Here is a 16,589-nt window from a genome sequence, read left to right on the forward strand (position 1 = left end):
CCTTGACCGCCCTCTGGAGATGGCGAACTAGCCCGGGGCTTTCATCGTGGTTCGCCGGATGTGGCGTGTCAGAAGGCTGGAGGGTGCCTCTGAGCAGGGAGAATGGGGATTGCTGAAGTCTCCATCGGCCCAAGAGCAGGAGCACCCTCCAGGTGAAGAAGACTATCGGGTTCTACCCGTGCCCGGACCTCGACACGGCCGCGACGACGGTGGTGTCTCATGCCGGGACGAGGCTGCTCACCGAGACCATCGCCAAGGTCGGACTCGACCGAGGACTGTCGGGGGCGTTGGGGCCGTGGCGGCCGCGGTTGGCGGTCCACGACCCGGCGAAGGTCCTGCTCGACCTCGCGCTGACGCTGGCCGTGGGCGGGGACTGCCTGTCCGACATCGCGTTGCTGCGCGCCGAGCCCGCCCTGTTCGGGTCGGTGGCCTCGGATCCGACGGTGTCACGCACCATCGACCGCCTCGCCGCCGACGCTGCCGCGGTGTCGGCGGCGATCGACACCGCTCGCGCTGCAGCACGGGCCCAGGCCTGGGCACTGGCCGGGGACGCGGCTCCCGATCACGACACCGACATGGCGAATCCGCTGGTCATCGACGTGGACGCCACCCTGGTGACCGCCCACTCCGACAAGCAGGGCGCCGCGCCGACGTTCAAGAAGGGCTTCGGTCACCACCCGTTGTGGGCCTTCGCCGATCATGGCGCCGCGGGCACCGGTGAGCCGCTGGCCGCGCTGCTGCGCCCGGGCAACGCCGGATCGAACACCGCCGCCGACCACATCACCGTGATCCGGTCCGCGCTGCGCCAGCTCCCCGATCACAGGCCCGGCAACCGGCCCGGTCGCAAGGTCCTCATCCGCGTGGACGGTGCCGGCGCCTCGCACGAGCTGCTGGACTGGCTGCACGGGCAGCGGTTGTCCTACTCGGTCGGGTTCGGACTGACCCAGGCCCTGGTCGACCAGCTCGCCGCGCTCCCCGCCGACGACTGGCAGACCGCGCTGGACGCCGACCGCGAGCCCCGCCCCGGCGCCTGGGTCATCGAGGCCACCGGGCTGATGAACCTGGCGTCCTGGCCCGACGGCATGCGGGTGATCGTCCGCCGGGAGCGGCCGCACCCGGGCGCCCAGCTGCGGATCACCGACCAGGACGGGTTGCGCTACACCGCTTTCGCCACCAACACCCGACCCGGCGGCCCGGGTCGCCAGCTCGCCGACCTCGAACTACGGCACCGTCGCCGCGCCCGCGTCGAGGACCGCATCCGCGCGGCGAAGGACACCGGGCTGACCAACCTGCCGCTGCACGAGTTGGACCAGAACCGCATCTGGCAAGCCGTGGTCGCGCTCGCCTGCGAGATCACCGCCTGGGCGCAGATGCTCGCCTACACCGACCACCCCGCGCGGCGCTGGGAACCGAAACGCCTGCGCCTACGGCTGTTCTCCATCCCCGCCCAGCGAGCCCGCCACGCCCGCCGGACCGTGCTCCACCTGCCCGCGCACGCACCCTGGGCCGGGCTGCTCCGCGACGGCCTCACCGCGCTGCACACGCTCGCCGTCCCCGGCTGAGCACTCCCTCACCGACACTACGACCGAGAACCCGACCGGACCAGTGGAACCGGCGCCCACCCGAGCGACCTCGGCCGAACTGTCATACCCCGAGGGCAGAATCCACCACATCACACCGACCAGCACCGGTGTTGATCAAGCCAAGGCCACGGGACGAAAGATCTGGGCTAGTAGAAGTGACCTTCGTGTCCCGCTCACGCTTCAGGGGGTCGAAGGCGTTTCGGAAGCCTCTCGTTCGTTAGAGTACGACGTACTTGTTACCGAGTACCGTGCGCTCCGTGACGAGGTCAAGTCTCGGATCGAGAAGCAACAGGAAATCACCAACTTTGCCGTGGCTTTCATCGCAGCCGCAGCCGTCGCCGGGGCGGGTCTCTACGGGAAGGATGACCTCTTCGTCGCACTGAGGCCCTACTTTCCACTTGCTTCAATCGTACTTTCGGCGTTCGCACTAATGACTCTCGATCACGAGATGAACATTGCGAATATCTACGCCTACATAGACGGACGCCTGCGTCCCGAAATCTCCAGAGTCGTTCACAGTACAGAAGGGGTCCGTAGTGATGCCCTCGGCTGGGGTGCTTATCGCTCCATTCAGCAGCAGGGCAGTTCAGGAAATCTCGCTTGGACCGCACCCATCGCTGCCTCGAAGTACGGGATGACAATAGTTCCAAATCTAGCTTTCGTGACCTACCTGGCGGTCGTTTCTGTGCAATCGTGGGACCTTTCGGTGCTGACCAGAGTGTTGTACTGGTCTCCTGTCGTGATCATGATCGTCGTGCTCGCCGTCGCTGCACGTGTAAGCAGCCTATACATCGGACTGAGCGTCGACGCGAATCGCGGATGATGTCTCGAATCATTCTGGTCTACTCAAGGGCGGGCGGCGGTCACGCAGCTGTTGCCGATGCGATTGCTGACGAGCTGGCGGCTAACGAGGCAACTAATCGGCCGCTGGTTGAGAAGGTAGATCTATTTGACGTGTCACTCAACAGGCTGCTGGGATCTCTGCCAGCTTTGTATCGTTGGCTGTCGGCCAGGTTCGTACTGCCGTATAATTTGGCCTACCGGCTGACGAATACTAGGCTGACGTCCGGCGTGATCTCCTCTCTTCTATCTCTAATCGCGGGACGTGCCATCTGTCAGAAATTTCGATTCCAGCACGGAGATGTGCTGGTTGTCGTAGCGCCGTTCGCCGCTCAGATCCTTGCCTTGATCAGGCGACGTGGCCGAGTCAACTTTCGTCTAGCTGTGGTTGTTACGGACCTTGTGTCGATACACGCATCCTGGTTTGCGAATTCTCTCGATGCCTACATCGCTGCGACACCTGAGGCGAAGCTGAGGTTGGCACAGCTTGGAGCCCCTGAAGCAAGGCTCCATCTTGTTACCTATCCGGTCCGTTCACTGTTTCGAGCGGATCCTTTTACATTGCCGAACTCGGGTAATCGCCTTGAAGCTCCGTCGATCTCGTATCTGGTTCTTGGGGGCGGAGCTGGAGCGGGTCCTATCGAAGAAACCGTGCGTTGGCTCGTCGACCGCTATCCGCGAGCTGAAGTGGTGGTGGCTTCGGGTGACAACAGCAGGCTTCGGATGAGGCTGCATAGGCTATTTGAGGGTGACTCGGTCACCGTACTGCCGAAGGTCGAGGACCTCTCGGGGTACATGCGTCGCGCAAGTTTCATTATTTCAAAGGCGGGCCCGGCGACGATCATGGAAGCTGCATCTCTCGGGCGGCCGCTTGGGCTTACCGCTGAGCGGGGAATGCAGGAAGTGGGAAACATCGATTGGGCCGTTAAGAACGGCTTAGCTGTCAGACTGGACGCCTGCGAACGGGCTGCTTACGACCGCTCTGCTGATGGAGTCATTCTCGGCGCGGCGGCCGCGTTACCGGCGCCGCAGCGACCGCCAATTCATAGCCGCGAATGTGCGGGGGCGGTGGTTTGGGGGCTCGCGTCCCCTAGTTCGGACTAGCCGTACCTGCGCACATCTTCGCTGCGCTCGACGGTGGGCAGATCTCGTCGTCGACGATCCTGCCCGGACGCCACCGGGATCGGAGCGGTTCTGTTTGGCGAGGAGCTCGCGGCGTTGGCGGGTACCCGGTGCGCCAGGGCGAGCGGGCTGGGGTGAGTGGTGCTCGGCGGGGTGCGGCAACCGGGCCCGGGTGGTGGCACAGCTCGCGGATCTCCTGCTCAAGCTCGCGAACCCGAGCGGCCTCGCCGGTGGTGACTCCGGGGGCGTGACCGCCATCGACGTCGGCCTGGTTGACCCCACAAGCGCACCGACTCGACCCCGTAGCCTAGCTGCTCGGCCACCCGCTTCACGGTCCCGTGATCGTGGCCCAGCTCCGCTCGCAGGGTGCGGACCATCCGCACCGCGGCGGCCTTCTCCTCCTCGGAGTAGCGACGCGTGGTCGGCTTGCCCGGCGACTGCCCCCTCAGCATGGCTCCATCCTCGTTTCCAAGGTCAGGAGCCTCCACCGAACCTAGGGCGAGTCAAACGGCGGATAACGACAGCTTTGTGTCGACACCTGACACGGCGCTTGCGACCCGCGTACCGTGCCCAGATGGCCAAGCGTCTGACTGAGAAGAAGCGGCTTCCGCCGACGTTTACCATCGTATGTAAAACCCACTGTCGAGGAGGCTGTGACAAACGCGTTAGCATGCGCGCGACCTATGTCCGTCTGAGTCGCTACCTCTACACTCGCACCGCGATTGGAACATGCGAGTGTGGAAAGGAGATCGTCACCGTAAAGAACGTGCAACCGCGGGGGACCGCTGGTGGTTCGGTTCGCACGGTGAGTGGAGGGTTGCCCGGGCTCGGCCGCGGGAATCGTTAGGCGGGACCATCGTGATCGCAGCTTCTTTAGCGGGCATCTTGGCCATGCATGGGCAAGATGTGTCGCACCACTCAGCTTTGCGTCCACTGTCGACATGCAGCGCGAATGCGCCCACGAAGGGTCGAACGATCGGCACTCTATTACAGGAATGATAGGGTGAGATTGGCTCGAGGCGCTCGTCTGTCTCATGCGAGGGGTCTCAATCTCGAGATGCTCGAAGCGTCTGATCGGCAGCAGGTAGATCACTACCTCGACCTCGTGACCGGCTTGCGGGTTATTGGGGCCCTCGGCTAGGTGCTCCGCTGGGTTCGAGCTTGGACCCGTGGATGACGGACGATGTCCTGTTAATCGGGGGTGGGGGTACCATCGAGTCAGGCGGCACGCGGCAGCGATGAGTCCGCGGTGCACGAGAGTTTTGGGCGAGTTCGGAGAATCAATGTCCGCCGGTCGGAATCCTCTGCCCAAGAGTGCGGCGGTGACTGCTCAGATGAGCCGAATGCCGCGCAGGGACTCTAAGCCGGAACTGCTGATACGTCGCGAACTTCATGCTCGGGGGATGAGATTCCGGCTGCATCCGAAGCTGCCGGGGCGTCCCGATATCGTCCTGACGCGGGCTAAGCTTGCGGTCTTCGTGGACGGATGTTTCTGGCATCGATGCCCCGAGCACGGCACGATCCCCAAGAACAATCGCGAATGGTGGCTGGAGAAGCTGGACGGGAACGTCCTGCGCGACCGTCGGAAGGACGGGGAGCTCTCTGCGCTGGGCTGGAATGTTCTGCATGTCTGGGAGCACGAGCCGGTAGCCGTCGCTGCCGACCGGATCGAAGCGCTCTGGAGGGAGTCCACCGGCCGAGGGCGGGTCGGACGATCTCTCGGCGAGGAGGTGTGAGACCCTGGCGGCGGTCGTCGTGGTCGGTGGTAGGGGAGTGGGTCGATGAGTGTGCTGCGGCATCTCACAGTTGCGCCGTCAGCGGCACGTCTTACCAACTCCCTGCGTGACATCGGCTATGACTTCCCGTCCGCGGTGGCCGATCTCGTCGACAACAGCGTGGCGGCGGGTGCGGGCCGGATCGAGGTGCGGGTCGAGTTCGCCGGAGCCGATTCCAGGGTCCTCATCGCCGACGACGGATGCGGGATGGGGCCCGGTCAGCTGGCCGAGGCGCTGCGGTTCGGCAGTCGGCAGACATACGGCTCCAGGGATCTGGGCCGCTACGGGCTTGGTCTGAAGACCGCCTCGCTGTCGCAGTGCCGCAGCCTGACCGTCGTGAGTCGACGACCGGAGGGCTCCCGCACCTTCGTCCGACAGCTCGACCTCGACCTCATCGAGGAGTGGGACGACTGGGTCATCTGTGATCCGGGAGCCACGGCGGGCGTGCGGGCGGCACGCGAAATGCTCCTGCAGGGGTTCAGCACCGTCGTCGTGTGGGAGAACCTTGACCGTGTGCTGCCGAACGACCGGCCAGACGGTGGCTGGGCGAAGCGAAGGATCGAGGCGGCAGCTGCAAAGACCGCCCGCCATCTAGCGATGGTGTTCCACCGGTTCCTCGAAGAAGGGGCTGGAGAGCGACGGTTCACACTCGTCGTGAACGGCAAATCCGTCGAGCCGTGGAACCCCTTTGGATCCCCCGCCGCGCCTTCACAGGAGATGCCAGGTCTGTCCTTCGAGATCCCGGTGGGGGACCGCGTGGGGACCGTCCAGCTGTCTCGTCATGTGCTGCCAGCGCGCAACCGGATGGACCAGGAGGAGTGGGAACGCCTGGCGGGGCCGTTGAAGTGGAACCGCCAGCAGGGCTTCTACATCTACCGGGCGGACCGGCTCGTGCAGTGGGGGGGCTGGGCCGGGCTTCGGGCGATCGACGAGCACACGAAGCTGGCCCGGGTCGCCTTGAGCTTCGACGCTGATCTGGATCCCGCTTTCAACATCAATGTCGCAAAGATGAGGGTCTCGTTGCCCGCGGAACTGCGTCAGATGCTCGAACGGCCAGTGCACGAGGCCTGCATGGCCGCCGAGGCGGCATACCGGTCGGGCGCCCAGTCGCGTGGCAATCTTCCGGTACACCGCGATCCCGCGCCTGCGGCGGACTCTCAAGTCACAGGTTCCCCCGCTGCAGATCGTTCCGACAGGGGAGCAGCCGCCACGGCCGGCGATAGAGCGTCAAGGATGGTCGGGCTCGCTCTGCGCACGGCGGCAGTGCAGAGCGGCGACTACGAGGCACTGAGACGGATCGTGAAGGTGATTGCCGACGAGGCGCCCGACATCATCGAGACACTGGGCCTGGCAGACCTCTAACGCATTACTCCGGTGGCAGCCTGAAGAGGTGCCCCGCGTGCTGCTCCTCTGCGTTGGAACTTGTGCAGGCGGACGCGAGGGGACAGTCGCTGCAGCGTGGGTCGATCGGACGGCACACTGACGCGGCCAGCTCGATCAGCGCAAGGTGGGCCTGACGTGCGTTCGGGCCGCCTCCCACCATTCTCGCGACTGCCAGCCTGCCGTCGGTGAGCTTGTTCCGGCGATCAACCGGGTCGCCGGTGAAACGGCTCGCGACTCGCAGCACGCCCTTCGTGACCAGGACGGGCTCGGAGGAAGCCACGGTCTCTCCGTCCGGGGTGAGGACGGAGTCCACCACTAGCGTGACGAGGTCGGCTACCGACTCCGCCAAGCCAGGCACGCCGCTGGCTTCCACATCCGCCTGTGCCAATGCGCCTGGCCGGTCGCGGAACCATGCTGCGAGCTTCAGGATCTGCGAGACGCGGTGCTCCCGCTTGACGTGCGCGCATGCACTTCGCACGTCCTCCGGCTTGGCGAGGGTCGTTGCCGGCGAGTCCCAGGTCTGGATCACCCACCACACGGACTTCGCGGGACCTGGCTCGGCACGGTCTAAGAGGATGTCACCGCAAAGCGCATGCCACCTGTTGCCTGACACGAGCCACGGCACTGCCAGTCGGCGCTTGTCCTTCGAACGCCCCGCGTACCAGGACGACAGCGTGGACGCGATCCACTGCGTGGAGCGGCCCTGCTCAACGTCGGCCTTGAGCGCCTCGCGGATCGACCCGCCGAGGTGCTGCGCCAAGGCGGGGGGCACGGCGTTACCGATCTGGCGGAATGCTGCGGAAGGCGGTCCGGCGAAGCGGTACCAGTCGGGGAAGGTCTGCAGTCGCGCCGCCTCCCGGACGGTCAGCGTCCGGTTCTGACGTGGGTGGATGTACCAGTAGCCGTCCTTCGCGATGTGCGCGGTGATGGTGCGCGACAGGTCGTTCTCGTCGAGGCGCTTGTACTTGTCGTCGAAGATGTCGTCGCGGTAGCGCTTGAACTCCTCGGGCAGTTCCGAGTACTTGGTTTTGGCGTCCATGAGCTCGAACGCCAGTGCGTCGTCCTCGCGCACCGGCCGGGTGATGTGGTCGAACAGCTTATTGCGATCTGCCTCGGGGACGCCGTCGCGCATGCGGCGTTGGAAGGCCGTAACGGGCTCTGTGTACTCAGTCCAGCCCTCCGCACCGCCTGCCGGTCGCCACCCGCCCTCGACCTCCGGCATCTCGCCGATGGCGTTCCAGACACTCACGCGCTCGGCGGCCTCGGCAGGCCAGGTGAACCGTCGGCCGTTCTCCACCGCGACGAGAATGAGACGCTGCCGGAACTGCGGTACCCCGTATCGCCAGGTGTCGACGACCCGTTCCTCGACGCTGTACCCGAGCTGCTCGAGTTCCTCGACCATGGCGCGGAGGATGAACATCTCCTTGTCCAAGGCCATGTCCGGCACGTTCTCCATGAGGACCGCCCTGGGGCGGGCGAGCTGCACGACCTCTAGGAACGAGCGCCACAGGTCGCGGCGCTCGTCGTGCGGATCCCTCAGTCCGTGATGGACGCGGTGACGGATCATGTACCGGCCGGCCTTCGAGAACGGCTGGCAGGGCGGCCCACCTGCCAAGAGCTCGATTCCGTTGTCCCGGATCAGCCGCGCGACCTCCTCGACCCGTTCGGGCGAAGACATGTCCCAGTCGACACTGAGACCGCCGAAGTGGTGGGCGTGCGTCTCGACGGCCTCCGCGAAGTGGTCCACGGAGAGGACGACCTTGAATCCCGCGGCCTCCAGCCCGAGGCTGAGGCCCCCGGCCCCGCTGAAGAGATCTGCGGCCAGCGGACGTGCAGGCTCCGTGGTCCGTAGCCGCGTGACGAGCTCAGCCAGCTCGTCTGCCGTGCTGCAGTGATCCTTGTGGGCATCGAGCTTGACGAACGGTCCGCGGACCAGCCGCACCCCGTAGGCCTGCCGTCGTTCCGAGACCGTCACCAGTCCCCCTCTCCGGCCTGCGAGCCTACAGGTCCTGTCCGACAGGAACTCGCAGTCGATCGGAGTGCCTAGGTGCACCGCAGGTTGTTACGCCCTTCACGGAGGTGTCACGCCCAGGAAGATCGACAACGTCGTCCTGTCGTCCTACTTGGAACCGCTGACCCCAGGGCCTGCTAGGCCTACGCGATGGGCCACTATCGCCCGTCCTGTTCCGGAGTCACTGCAACGGGCGCTCCGTGAATACATGCTCAGGTGCCCCTCTGTGGTGGCGGGTATGTAGAGGGCCACAACGGGCCGGGGTGGGACAAAAGCCGAGTGTGTCGATAACCTCACTCCCTGTGCCACCCTGCGCTCCGGTCACGCTGCCACTCCAGTCCGTGCAGCCGCTGGGCGCGGCCGCGTCCGGCAGGTGCTGCATTTGACCTCGTTCGAGGCTCAGCGCGACACAGGCGGTGGCACGCCGGACACCCCGCAATGGGGATTCGACCTGCTGCGGCCGGACCCGGGCGGGACCATCCGGTCGCTGATGGCCTTGGGCTACACGCCGGAAGCGGCGGTGGCCGACCTCGTGGACAACAGTATCGCCGCCGGCGCGCAGAACATCGACATCGACTTCCACTGGGGCGGGGTGGAGAACTCGAGCGTCAGCGTCAGCGACGACGGCGAGGGGATGGATGAGACAGCCCTCCTTCACGGCATGACAGTTGGGGGCCGCGGACTCGACACGGACCGCTCGGCGCGCGACTTGGGCCGATTCGGCATGGGCCTCAAATCCGCGTCCTTCTCACAATGCCGCCAACTGGTTGTCGCGACGCGTCGTGACGACGGGGGCGAGTGGATCAACAGGACCTGGGACATCGACCACGTCCTCGCTGCGGGCGACTGGCAGCTCCTGCGCCAGCCGCCTCCGGACGCGGCACCGCGCCTAGCGGAGCTGACCGGTGGGCGTCCCGGACCCGGGACGGTTGTGCTGTGGCGCAACCTGACCCAGCTCGTCGCGCCCGGATCAGTCGCAGAGGACGCCTGGGCGCAGAAGGAGTTCCACACTCACCTTGGGCGCATCGAAGCCCACCTCGGGATGGTCTTCGCCCGCTATCTGACTCGCCGTCGCAATCCCCTGCGACTCGCCGTCAACGGCAACATCGTAGAGCCGTGGGACCCCTTCCTCGACACAAACAACTGGGTCGACCGGCTGCCACGCGAACATCCAGTCCCCGGCGTTGTGATCAGCGGCTACGTCCTGCCGCACAGGAGCCGCCTCAGCGATAGCCAGTACGAGCTGGCTGGCGGACCGAGGGGTTGGCTCGACCAGCAGGGTTTCTACATCTACCGGCGGGACCGTCTCATCGTCGCCGGAGGCTGGCTGCAGCTGGGATTCCGTCGCGATGAGCGCCACAAGCTGGCGCGAATTGCCGTCGACGTCGACGCTGCCCACGACGTGGACTGGTCGATCGATGTGCGGAAGAGTTCAGCGACCGCGCCCCCGTCCCTCGCGCCGCACCTGCGAAGGATCGCCCGTGCGACCCGGGAGCGCGCTGCGGCGGTGATGTCACATCGTGGCCGCCCCGTCGTACGACGGCAGACCGGTACCCCTGACGTGACCTGGCGTCAGACCAGCCGGTTCGGCGTGGCCGGCTACCAGATCAACCGCGCACACCCGCTCATCGTCGACCTGCTCACACGCCACCCCGACGTGCGTCCAGCGGTCAACGCACTAATTGCGATGATCGAGCAGACGCTGCCGGTGGCTCAGATCAGGATGGCGCCGGAGCCTGGCCCCGTGACGCCAGACGACCGCGGCTCGGCTCCCGCCGCCGTGCTCGACATGGCTGGCGAGGTGCTGGAGGCACTCGTGAGCCAGGGCAGCTCAGGAGAGCAGGCACTGCAACGGCTCCTCGCGATGCCCCCATTCGATCAGTTCCCCGGCCTGGCGGTCCAGTTGGACCAGCAGTCGGACTGACCGCTCCCGCCCACACCACGAAGAGAGGCCGTGCGTGACCACCACCGTCGACAGCGAGATGCTCGACAACGCCATCCGGCTGGTCCTCAACACCGCTGTGCAGGGCGAGGTGTGGACGCGAGAGGTCATCGAGGCCAGGGTCGGGCCCATTCTGGGAGTGCTCGCGCTCTCACACCCCGACCGGCCGCTGCCGGATGCAGCGGACGTGATCCGCCAAGTCGAGGCCCGAGTAGTCGTCTCGCAACCCGCGGCCAGCAGCCTGGTCGACTCACGAGGGCACGAACCGTGGCTGGCGGAGGCGAAGGACTCCATCCAGTGGAAGTTCTGGGGGCGCTACCGCCGCTACCTCGAGGATGTCGAGCTCCTCCCGCGTGAAGTGATCCGCCGACTCGACGACCTCACCGACGGAACACTCGGGAAGCTGGAGTCGCCGGCCAGAGAGGGAGAATGGGACCGGCGGGGCCTAGTCGTCGGCCAGGTCCAGTCGGGAAAGACCAGCAACTACACGGGACTCATCTGCAAGGCCGCCGACGCAGGCTACAAGCTCATCCTCGTCCTCGCAGGCATCCACAACTCGCTGCGCAGCCAGACACAACTCCGCCTCGACGAGGGCTTCCTCGGCATCGACACGCAGTACCTGCAGCGGATCGACCAGGACAACAACCAGCATCGCATCGGTGTGGGCGCCATGGTCGGATTCGAGAGACTGAACGCGGCCTCCCTGACGACCAGCGCCGAGGCAGGCGACTTCCGCGCAGCCACAGCGAGGCAGCTCGCCCTGCCGATCGGCGACTACCCGGTGGTCCTGGTCGTCAAGAAGCACGCCGGGATCCTGACGAACATCCACGACTGGGTGACCACAATCCACGGCACCCCCGACGCCGACGGCCGGATGATCGTGCGGGATGTTCCGCTGCTGGTCATCGACGACGAGGCGGATAACGCCTCCATCAACACCGGAAAGCTGACCCGCGTGGAGACCGACCCGCCCGCGGTCAACCGCAGCTTGCGGAAGATCCTCCACGCCTTCGCCAAGAGCGCGTACGTCGGCTACACCGCCACACCATACGCAAACCTCTACGTCGAGGCCGAAGGCGAGCACTCCAAATATGGGGGAGACGTCTTCCCGCGCAGCTTTATCGACGTCCTCCGTCCCCCGACAAACTACTTCGGGCCGGAACGGGTGTTCGGGCTGGATGAGGGAGATAGTGGCGGGGAGCCTCCCCTGCCGATCCATCGTGTCGTCAACGACCAGACCACCTGGATGCCGGACAAGCACGACAAGACCTGGAACCCGCCCTCATCGTTGCCCGAGTCCCTAAAGACGGCACTGCGCGCCTTCGTGCTGACCTGCGCAGCAAGGCGTGCTCGGGGCGATGTCAACAAGCACAACTCGATGCTGGTCCACGTCAGCCGCTTCCAGGACGTGCAGGCACGAGTTGCGCAACAGGTGGGGGACGAGCTTTCAGTACTGAAGGACCGGCTGCGCTACGGCGACGGCGACCGGCCCACGAAGCTCATCGAGGAACTCGAGCAGTTGTGGTTCGACGACTTCGTGGTAACCACCGCGAAGTTCCCCGAGGGGGACTTTGTGACGGTCTCCTGGGAGGAAGTCAAAGCCCAGCTACTCCCTGCCATCTCGAAGATCGAGCTCCGAGTGATGAACGGCCAGGCCAAGGACGCCCTCGAGTATTACGAGAGACGCCGGGAGGGCCTGTCCGTGGTGGCTGTCGGCGGGAACAAGCTCTCCCGCGGCCTCACCCTCGAAGGGCTCAGCGTCAGCTACTACCTGCGTGCCAGCCTGATGTACGACACCCTGCTTCAGATGGGTCGGTGGTTCGGCTACCGCCCCCGCTACGAGGACCTCTGCAGGCTCTACACCACCACCGACCTGTACTCCTGGTACAGGGAGATCACCCAGGCGTCCGATGAGCTGCGAGGAATGCTGGAGGACATGGCCGCGCAGCGCGCGACCCCGGCCGACTTCGGGCTCCGAGTCCGAACGTCCGCCGCCGGCCTCAGCATCACCGCAGCCAACAAGATGCGGCGTGCGCAGCGTGTCCGGCTCTCCTTCAGCGGAGGCATCCCAGAGACGATCGTTTTTGACACCCAACCTTCTGCCCTGGATGCGAACCGGGCTGCCCTTGAGACTCTCTGCTCCGGGCTCGGCGAGCCCGAGCTCACTGAAAACAAGAACCATCTCTGGAGGCAGGTGGCGGTAGATGAGATCCTCCGTTTCCTGGAGAAGTACAGGGGGGACGCACAGGCTGTTCGTTCTCGCCCAGACCTAATCGCCGGCTATGTCCGCGAGTGCCAAAAGCAAGACGAGCTCCGCACCTGGGATGTCATGCTCGTCGACAACCGTAGCCGGAGGAACGGCACGGACTCGGTGGCACATCTTAAAATCGGACTAACGCTGCGTGATCTGCTCACCAAGCACGGGGAAGAGGAGCTCGATAAGCGGCTGGACCAGATCCGGGAAGAACGTCGCTACGTCATCCGCCGCGTCCTCAGCCCCGCCGACGAGTGGCAGAATCTGGAGGCTGAACAGCGGCAAGCGGCACTGCAGGCTACTGTTGACGACTACAACAAGGACCCGCGAGGCAGACAGAAGGAGCCTTCGGTGCCCGCTGGCACCCAGCTCCGTCGACAGCGTCGTAACGACCAGCCGCTCCTGATCCTCTACCTGCTGGACAACAGCAAATACAGGGACGCCGTACCTCAGCCCATGGTCGGCTTCGCAATCAGCTTCCCCCATTCCGTCCACAACGTCACCGCCGAGTACGCCGTCAATGAGGTGTGGCAGAAGCTGCAGCTCCCCGATCTCGACGATGAGGACCCGGACGATGACGACTGAGCCACTGGGGCGGGTCTGGGACGCCCTCACGGCGACAAGCGGGGCCGCAACCGTCTACCAACGCCTCCACCCCGAGTCCCGACGTGACCTCTACGCCGTGCTGGACCGCACGACCATGACACGAACGTTGAAGTTCGAGCGGGTCTGGCGACCCACCGACAGCCTCCCGTCCCTGGTCCAGTCCCGGGCAGTCCGAATTGAGGCACAACGCAGCCGTCAGGGCACGCGCATGAGCGTGCTGATCAGCCTCGCCGACCCTGCCTTCACAGACGTCTTCAGCGTCCTCGCAAGTGATGTGGCGGCCGCAGCAGCGGCGGCCGAAGATGACCATCAGGCCACAGCCGCGCTGTTCGAGCAGCTCGAGCGATGGCGGGTCCTCCTGCAGGCCATCCGCGAGGACGGCCTGTCCCCAGAGTTCCGCCGCGGACTCTTCGCAGAACTTCATCTGCTCGGCGGTCTAGTCCTCGAGGTCCTCCCAGCGAGGGAAGCGGTCGAAGGTTGGACCGGGCCGCTCCGGTCCCACCAGGACTTCCAATATCCGAGCTGCGCAGTCGAGGTCAAATCGACCGTCGGCCCTCAGCCACAGTCGATCACGGTCGCGAGCGAACGGGAACTCGACGGGACCGGCACCGGCACCCTCTACCTCCTCCATGTCTCGGTCGACGAGCGCCAAGGCGGCGACGGTGAGTCGCTCAACGACTCCGTGGCCGCCGTCGAAGCCGCGGTCGCGGCCGACACATCGGCGCTCACCCTGCTCCGAGCCAGGCTTGCGCTCTACGGCTACCACTTGCATCAGCGCTACCTCTACGACGAACCGCGCTACAGCATCCGGGAGACCGGGCTCTACCGCGTGGAAGATCAGTTTCCGAGGATCATCGAACGGCAGCTCTCGCCTGGAGTCGGTTCAGTCCGGTACAAAATAGCGATCACGGCCTGCGAGCCCTGGCGGGCCGAGGACGCCGAGCTGCAGGCGGACCTGGCAGGCGGGGGAACGGAGACGACTGAATGACGGCGCCGGCAGAACTCGACGACTTCGCCCGCGACACCGTCCAAGACGCGCTCCTCACCGCCGAAGCCAACGACAGCACCGTGGTCGAGGCCTACACCCAGCGGATGCTCGAACACCTCACCGACGCCGGCGAGACGGACGATGCACTGGCCTGCTACCACCGGGCCCGCGGCATAGAGGTGAGCGGCTACGGTGTCAATGCGGACAGCGACACCGTAGACGTCTTCCTCAGCCAGTTCCGTCAGGACGTCCCGCGCTACAACCTGACCAAGACCGAGCTCGAGACCGCGGTCCGCAGACTCGCAGGTTTCGTCCGCCGCTGCCGCGAGGGCTACAGCCAGCAGATCGAGGACGCCTCCCCCGCGTTCGACATGGTCCAGGACCTCGAAGGAGCGCTCAAGACCGCTCGGAAGGTACGGCTTTTCGTACTGACCAACGGGCTCAGCAAACTCCGCACGCTCGAGGCCGACGTCGGTCCCGATATGGCGGCCGAGGTCAAGGTCTGGGACCTCGAACGCCTGCACCGCCTGCTGCGGAGCGGGACTCTGCACGAGCCGATCGTGGTCGACTTCGTCGAGCGTTTCGGCGCACCTCTCGCCTGCCTCAGCACACCGGAAACCGACCGCGACTACGCCGTACTCATGACCATCATTCCCGGCGGCGTCCTCGACAACCTGTACGCCGAGTTCGGCTCACGCCTACTCGAACTCAATGTACGCAGCTTCCTGCAGGCCAAAGGCGCCGTAAATCGCGGCATCAGAGACACTCTGATAAACAACCCGGAACGCTTCCTGGCCTACAACAATGGAATCTCGGCCACCGCCAGCAGAGTGGAGACCACCACGACGCCCGACGGCGGACTGGGTATCGTCAGGCTCCACGACCTGCAGATCGTGAACGGCGGCCAGACCACAGCGTCGATCCACACCACAGCCCGTCGTGGAAAGATCGATCTTGGCAAGGTTTTCGTGCAGGCCAAGGTGACCGTCGTCTCGCCCGAGCGGCTGCTGGAAATCGTCCCCTCAATCAGTCGATACTCCAACACACAGAACAAAGTCACCACTGCGGACTTCTCCTCGAATGACGGATTCCACGTCGATGTCGAGAAGCTGTCGCGCTCGGTCTGGGCACCCTCACCGACCGGCGACGGGCAGGAGACCCACTGGTTCTACGAACGCGCGCGCGGGCAGTACGCCGATGAGCTCGCCCGACGAACACCAGCGCAGCAACGCGCCTGGAAGCTCGCCAACCCCTCGCGGCAGAAGTTCACCAAAACTGATCTGGCCAAATTTGAGAACGCGTGGGCCCAGAAGCCGCACCTGGTCAGTAGGGGAGCGGAGAAGAACTTCCGTGAGTTCATGGCCACTATCAGCGATGCGACGCCACCGCCCGTCGTCGACGAGACAAGCTTCCGCAATCTCGTAGCGAAGGCGATTCTGTTCCGCCAGACGGAAGGAATCGTCAGCGCGCAGCAGTACGGCGGGTACCGCGCTCAGGTGGTCAGCTACACGATCGCCCGACTGGTCCGAGCGACCGACGAGCGCCTGGATCTGCATGCGATCTGGCTCACTCAAGGGCTCAGCCCCGCACTACGCGATGCAATCGCAGAACTGAGCCGGCCAGTGCAGGCCTCGCTGGTGACGCCACCGAACGGGGCCAACATCAGCGAGTGGTGCAAAAACGTCAAAGCCTGGATGCGGGTAGAGGCAATCCCTTGGACGGTGCCTGCAGCGCTGGAATCCGAGCTGCTCGGCCGACACGCTGTCCGGTCCCGCGATCGGCAGCAGGCTCTGCTGCAGGACGCTGCTCGAGCGCAGCCGCTCATCGACCGCGCAGCCAGCGTGGCCGCGCCCATCTGGTTGGAGGCGGCAGCTTGGGCGAAGGAGAACGACCAGCTTGAACCCTTCCAGCGTGGGCTCGCCCTCAACCTCGGGCGGCGAGCCGAACGCGGGCTCGCACCCACTGATCGTCAGGCCAAGCAGGGACTGGCGTTGCTTCAAGAGGCCGTGCTGGCCGGGTTCCAGCCGCAGTCTCCACTTCCGTCTGACCTGTTCGAGTCCTGATCGAGGATGGAGGACCCGTGCC

The 16,589-nt window shown here is 65.4% G+C and carries 10 protein-coding genes and 1 pseudogene; 9 read left to right on the plus strand and 2 right to left on the minus strand.

Features of this window, described 5'->3' with window-relative positions:
- Nucleotides 1–152 precede the first annotated feature (152 nt).
- The 3 genes from L3X23_RS25820 to L3X23_RS25830 are packed head-to-tail and all read left to right on the plus strand — an operon-like array spanning nucleotide 153 to nucleotide 3,527.
- Nucleotides 153–1,562 carry an IS1380 family transposase gene (locus L3X23_RS25820; protein ID WP_237195269.1) on the plus strand — a complete coding sequence of 470 codons (1,410 nt, stop codon included), beginning with the start codon at nucleotides 153–155 and terminating at the stop codon, nucleotides 1,560–1,562.
- A gap of 43 nt (nucleotides 1,563–1,605) precedes the next feature.
- On the plus strand, nucleotides 1,606–2,406 hold the full coding sequence (locus L3X23_RS25825; RefSeq protein ID WP_237195271.1) for a hypothetical protein: 801 nt from the start codon (nucleotides 1,606–1,608) through the stop codon (nucleotides 2,404–2,406).
- Nucleotides 2,403–3,527, plus strand: coding sequence for a glycosyltransferase (locus tag L3X23_RS25830; RefSeq protein WP_237195272.1), 1,125 nt, complete (start codon nucleotides 2,403–2,405; stop codon nucleotides 3,525–3,527). Before L3X23_RS25825 ends, L3X23_RS25830 begins: the two co-directional genes overlap by 4 nt.
- Before the next feature lie 199 nt (nucleotides 3,528–3,726).
- Here the strand turns inward: L3X23_RS25830 and L3X23_RS25835 are convergent.
- Nucleotides 3,727–3,997, minus strand: a pseudogene (locus L3X23_RS25835) (transposase); the annotation flags it as partial.
- Between the two features lie 882 nt (nucleotides 3,998–4,879).
- Between L3X23_RS25835 and L3X23_RS25840 the strand changes: the two are divergent.
- Both L3X23_RS25840 and L3X23_RS25845 read left to right on the plus strand, forming a co-directional pair.
- Nucleotides 4,880–5,281 (plus strand): very short patch repair endonuclease, encoded by a 402-nt coding sequence (locus L3X23_RS25840; RefSeq protein ID WP_255735518.1) that lies wholly within the window; start codon nucleotides 4,880–4,882, stop codon nucleotides 5,279–5,281.
- Nucleotides 5,282–5,326: 45 nt separating this feature from the next.
- On the plus strand, nucleotides 5,327–6,682 hold the full coding sequence (locus L3X23_RS25845) for an ATP-binding protein (protein ID WP_237195277.1): 1,356 nt from the start codon (nucleotides 5,327–5,329) through the stop codon (nucleotides 6,680–6,682).
- 4 nt (nucleotides 6,683–6,686) lie between these two features.
- On the opposite strand, the gene dcm is transcribed toward L3X23_RS25845, so the two are convergent.
- Complete coding sequence (gene dcm / locus L3X23_RS25850) at nucleotides 6,687–8,678, minus strand: DNA cytosine methyltransferase (RefSeq protein WP_237195278.1); 1,992 nt, start codon at nucleotides 8,676–8,678, stop codon at nucleotides 6,687–6,689.
- A 409-nt stretch (nucleotides 8,679–9,087) separates the two neighbouring features.
- Between dcm and L3X23_RS25855 the strand changes: the two genes are divergently transcribed.
- The 4 genes from L3X23_RS25855 to L3X23_RS25870 are packed head-to-tail and all read left to right on the plus strand — an operon-like array spanning nucleotide 9,088 to nucleotide 16,567.
- Entirely contained in the window at nucleotides 9,088–10,638 is a 1,551-nt protein-coding gene (locus tag L3X23_RS25855) for an ATP-binding protein (protein ID WP_237195279.1), read from the plus strand.
- A gap of 34 nt (nucleotides 10,639–10,672) precedes the next feature.
- Nucleotides 10,673–13,495 carry a Z1 domain-containing protein gene (locus L3X23_RS36305; protein WP_237195280.1) on the plus strand — a complete coding sequence of 941 codons (2,823 nt, stop codon included), beginning with the start codon at nucleotides 10,673–10,675 and terminating at the stop codon, nucleotides 13,493–13,495.
- Nucleotides 13,485–14,504: a PD-(D/E)XK motif protein gene (locus tag L3X23_RS25865; protein ID WP_237195281.1), complete on the plus strand. Its 1,020-nt coding sequence runs from the start codon at nucleotides 13,485–13,487 to the stop codon at nucleotides 14,502–14,504. Before L3X23_RS36305 ends, L3X23_RS25865 begins: the two co-directional genes overlap by 11 nt.
- Nucleotides 14,501–16,567, plus strand: a complete 2,067-nt coding sequence (locus L3X23_RS25870; RefSeq protein ID WP_237195282.1) for an AIPR family protein — start codon at nucleotides 14,501–14,503, stop codon at nucleotides 16,565–16,567. The genes L3X23_RS25865 and L3X23_RS25870 overlap by 4 nt, the downstream gene beginning before the upstream one ends.
- The last annotated feature ends 22 nt before the right edge of the window (nucleotides 16,568–16,589 follow it).

The organism is Pseudonocardia sp. WMMC193, assembly GCF_021728735.1.
GTDB lineage: Bacteria > Actinomycetota > Actinomycetes > Mycobacteriales > Pseudonocardiaceae > Pseudonocardia > Pseudonocardia oroxyli.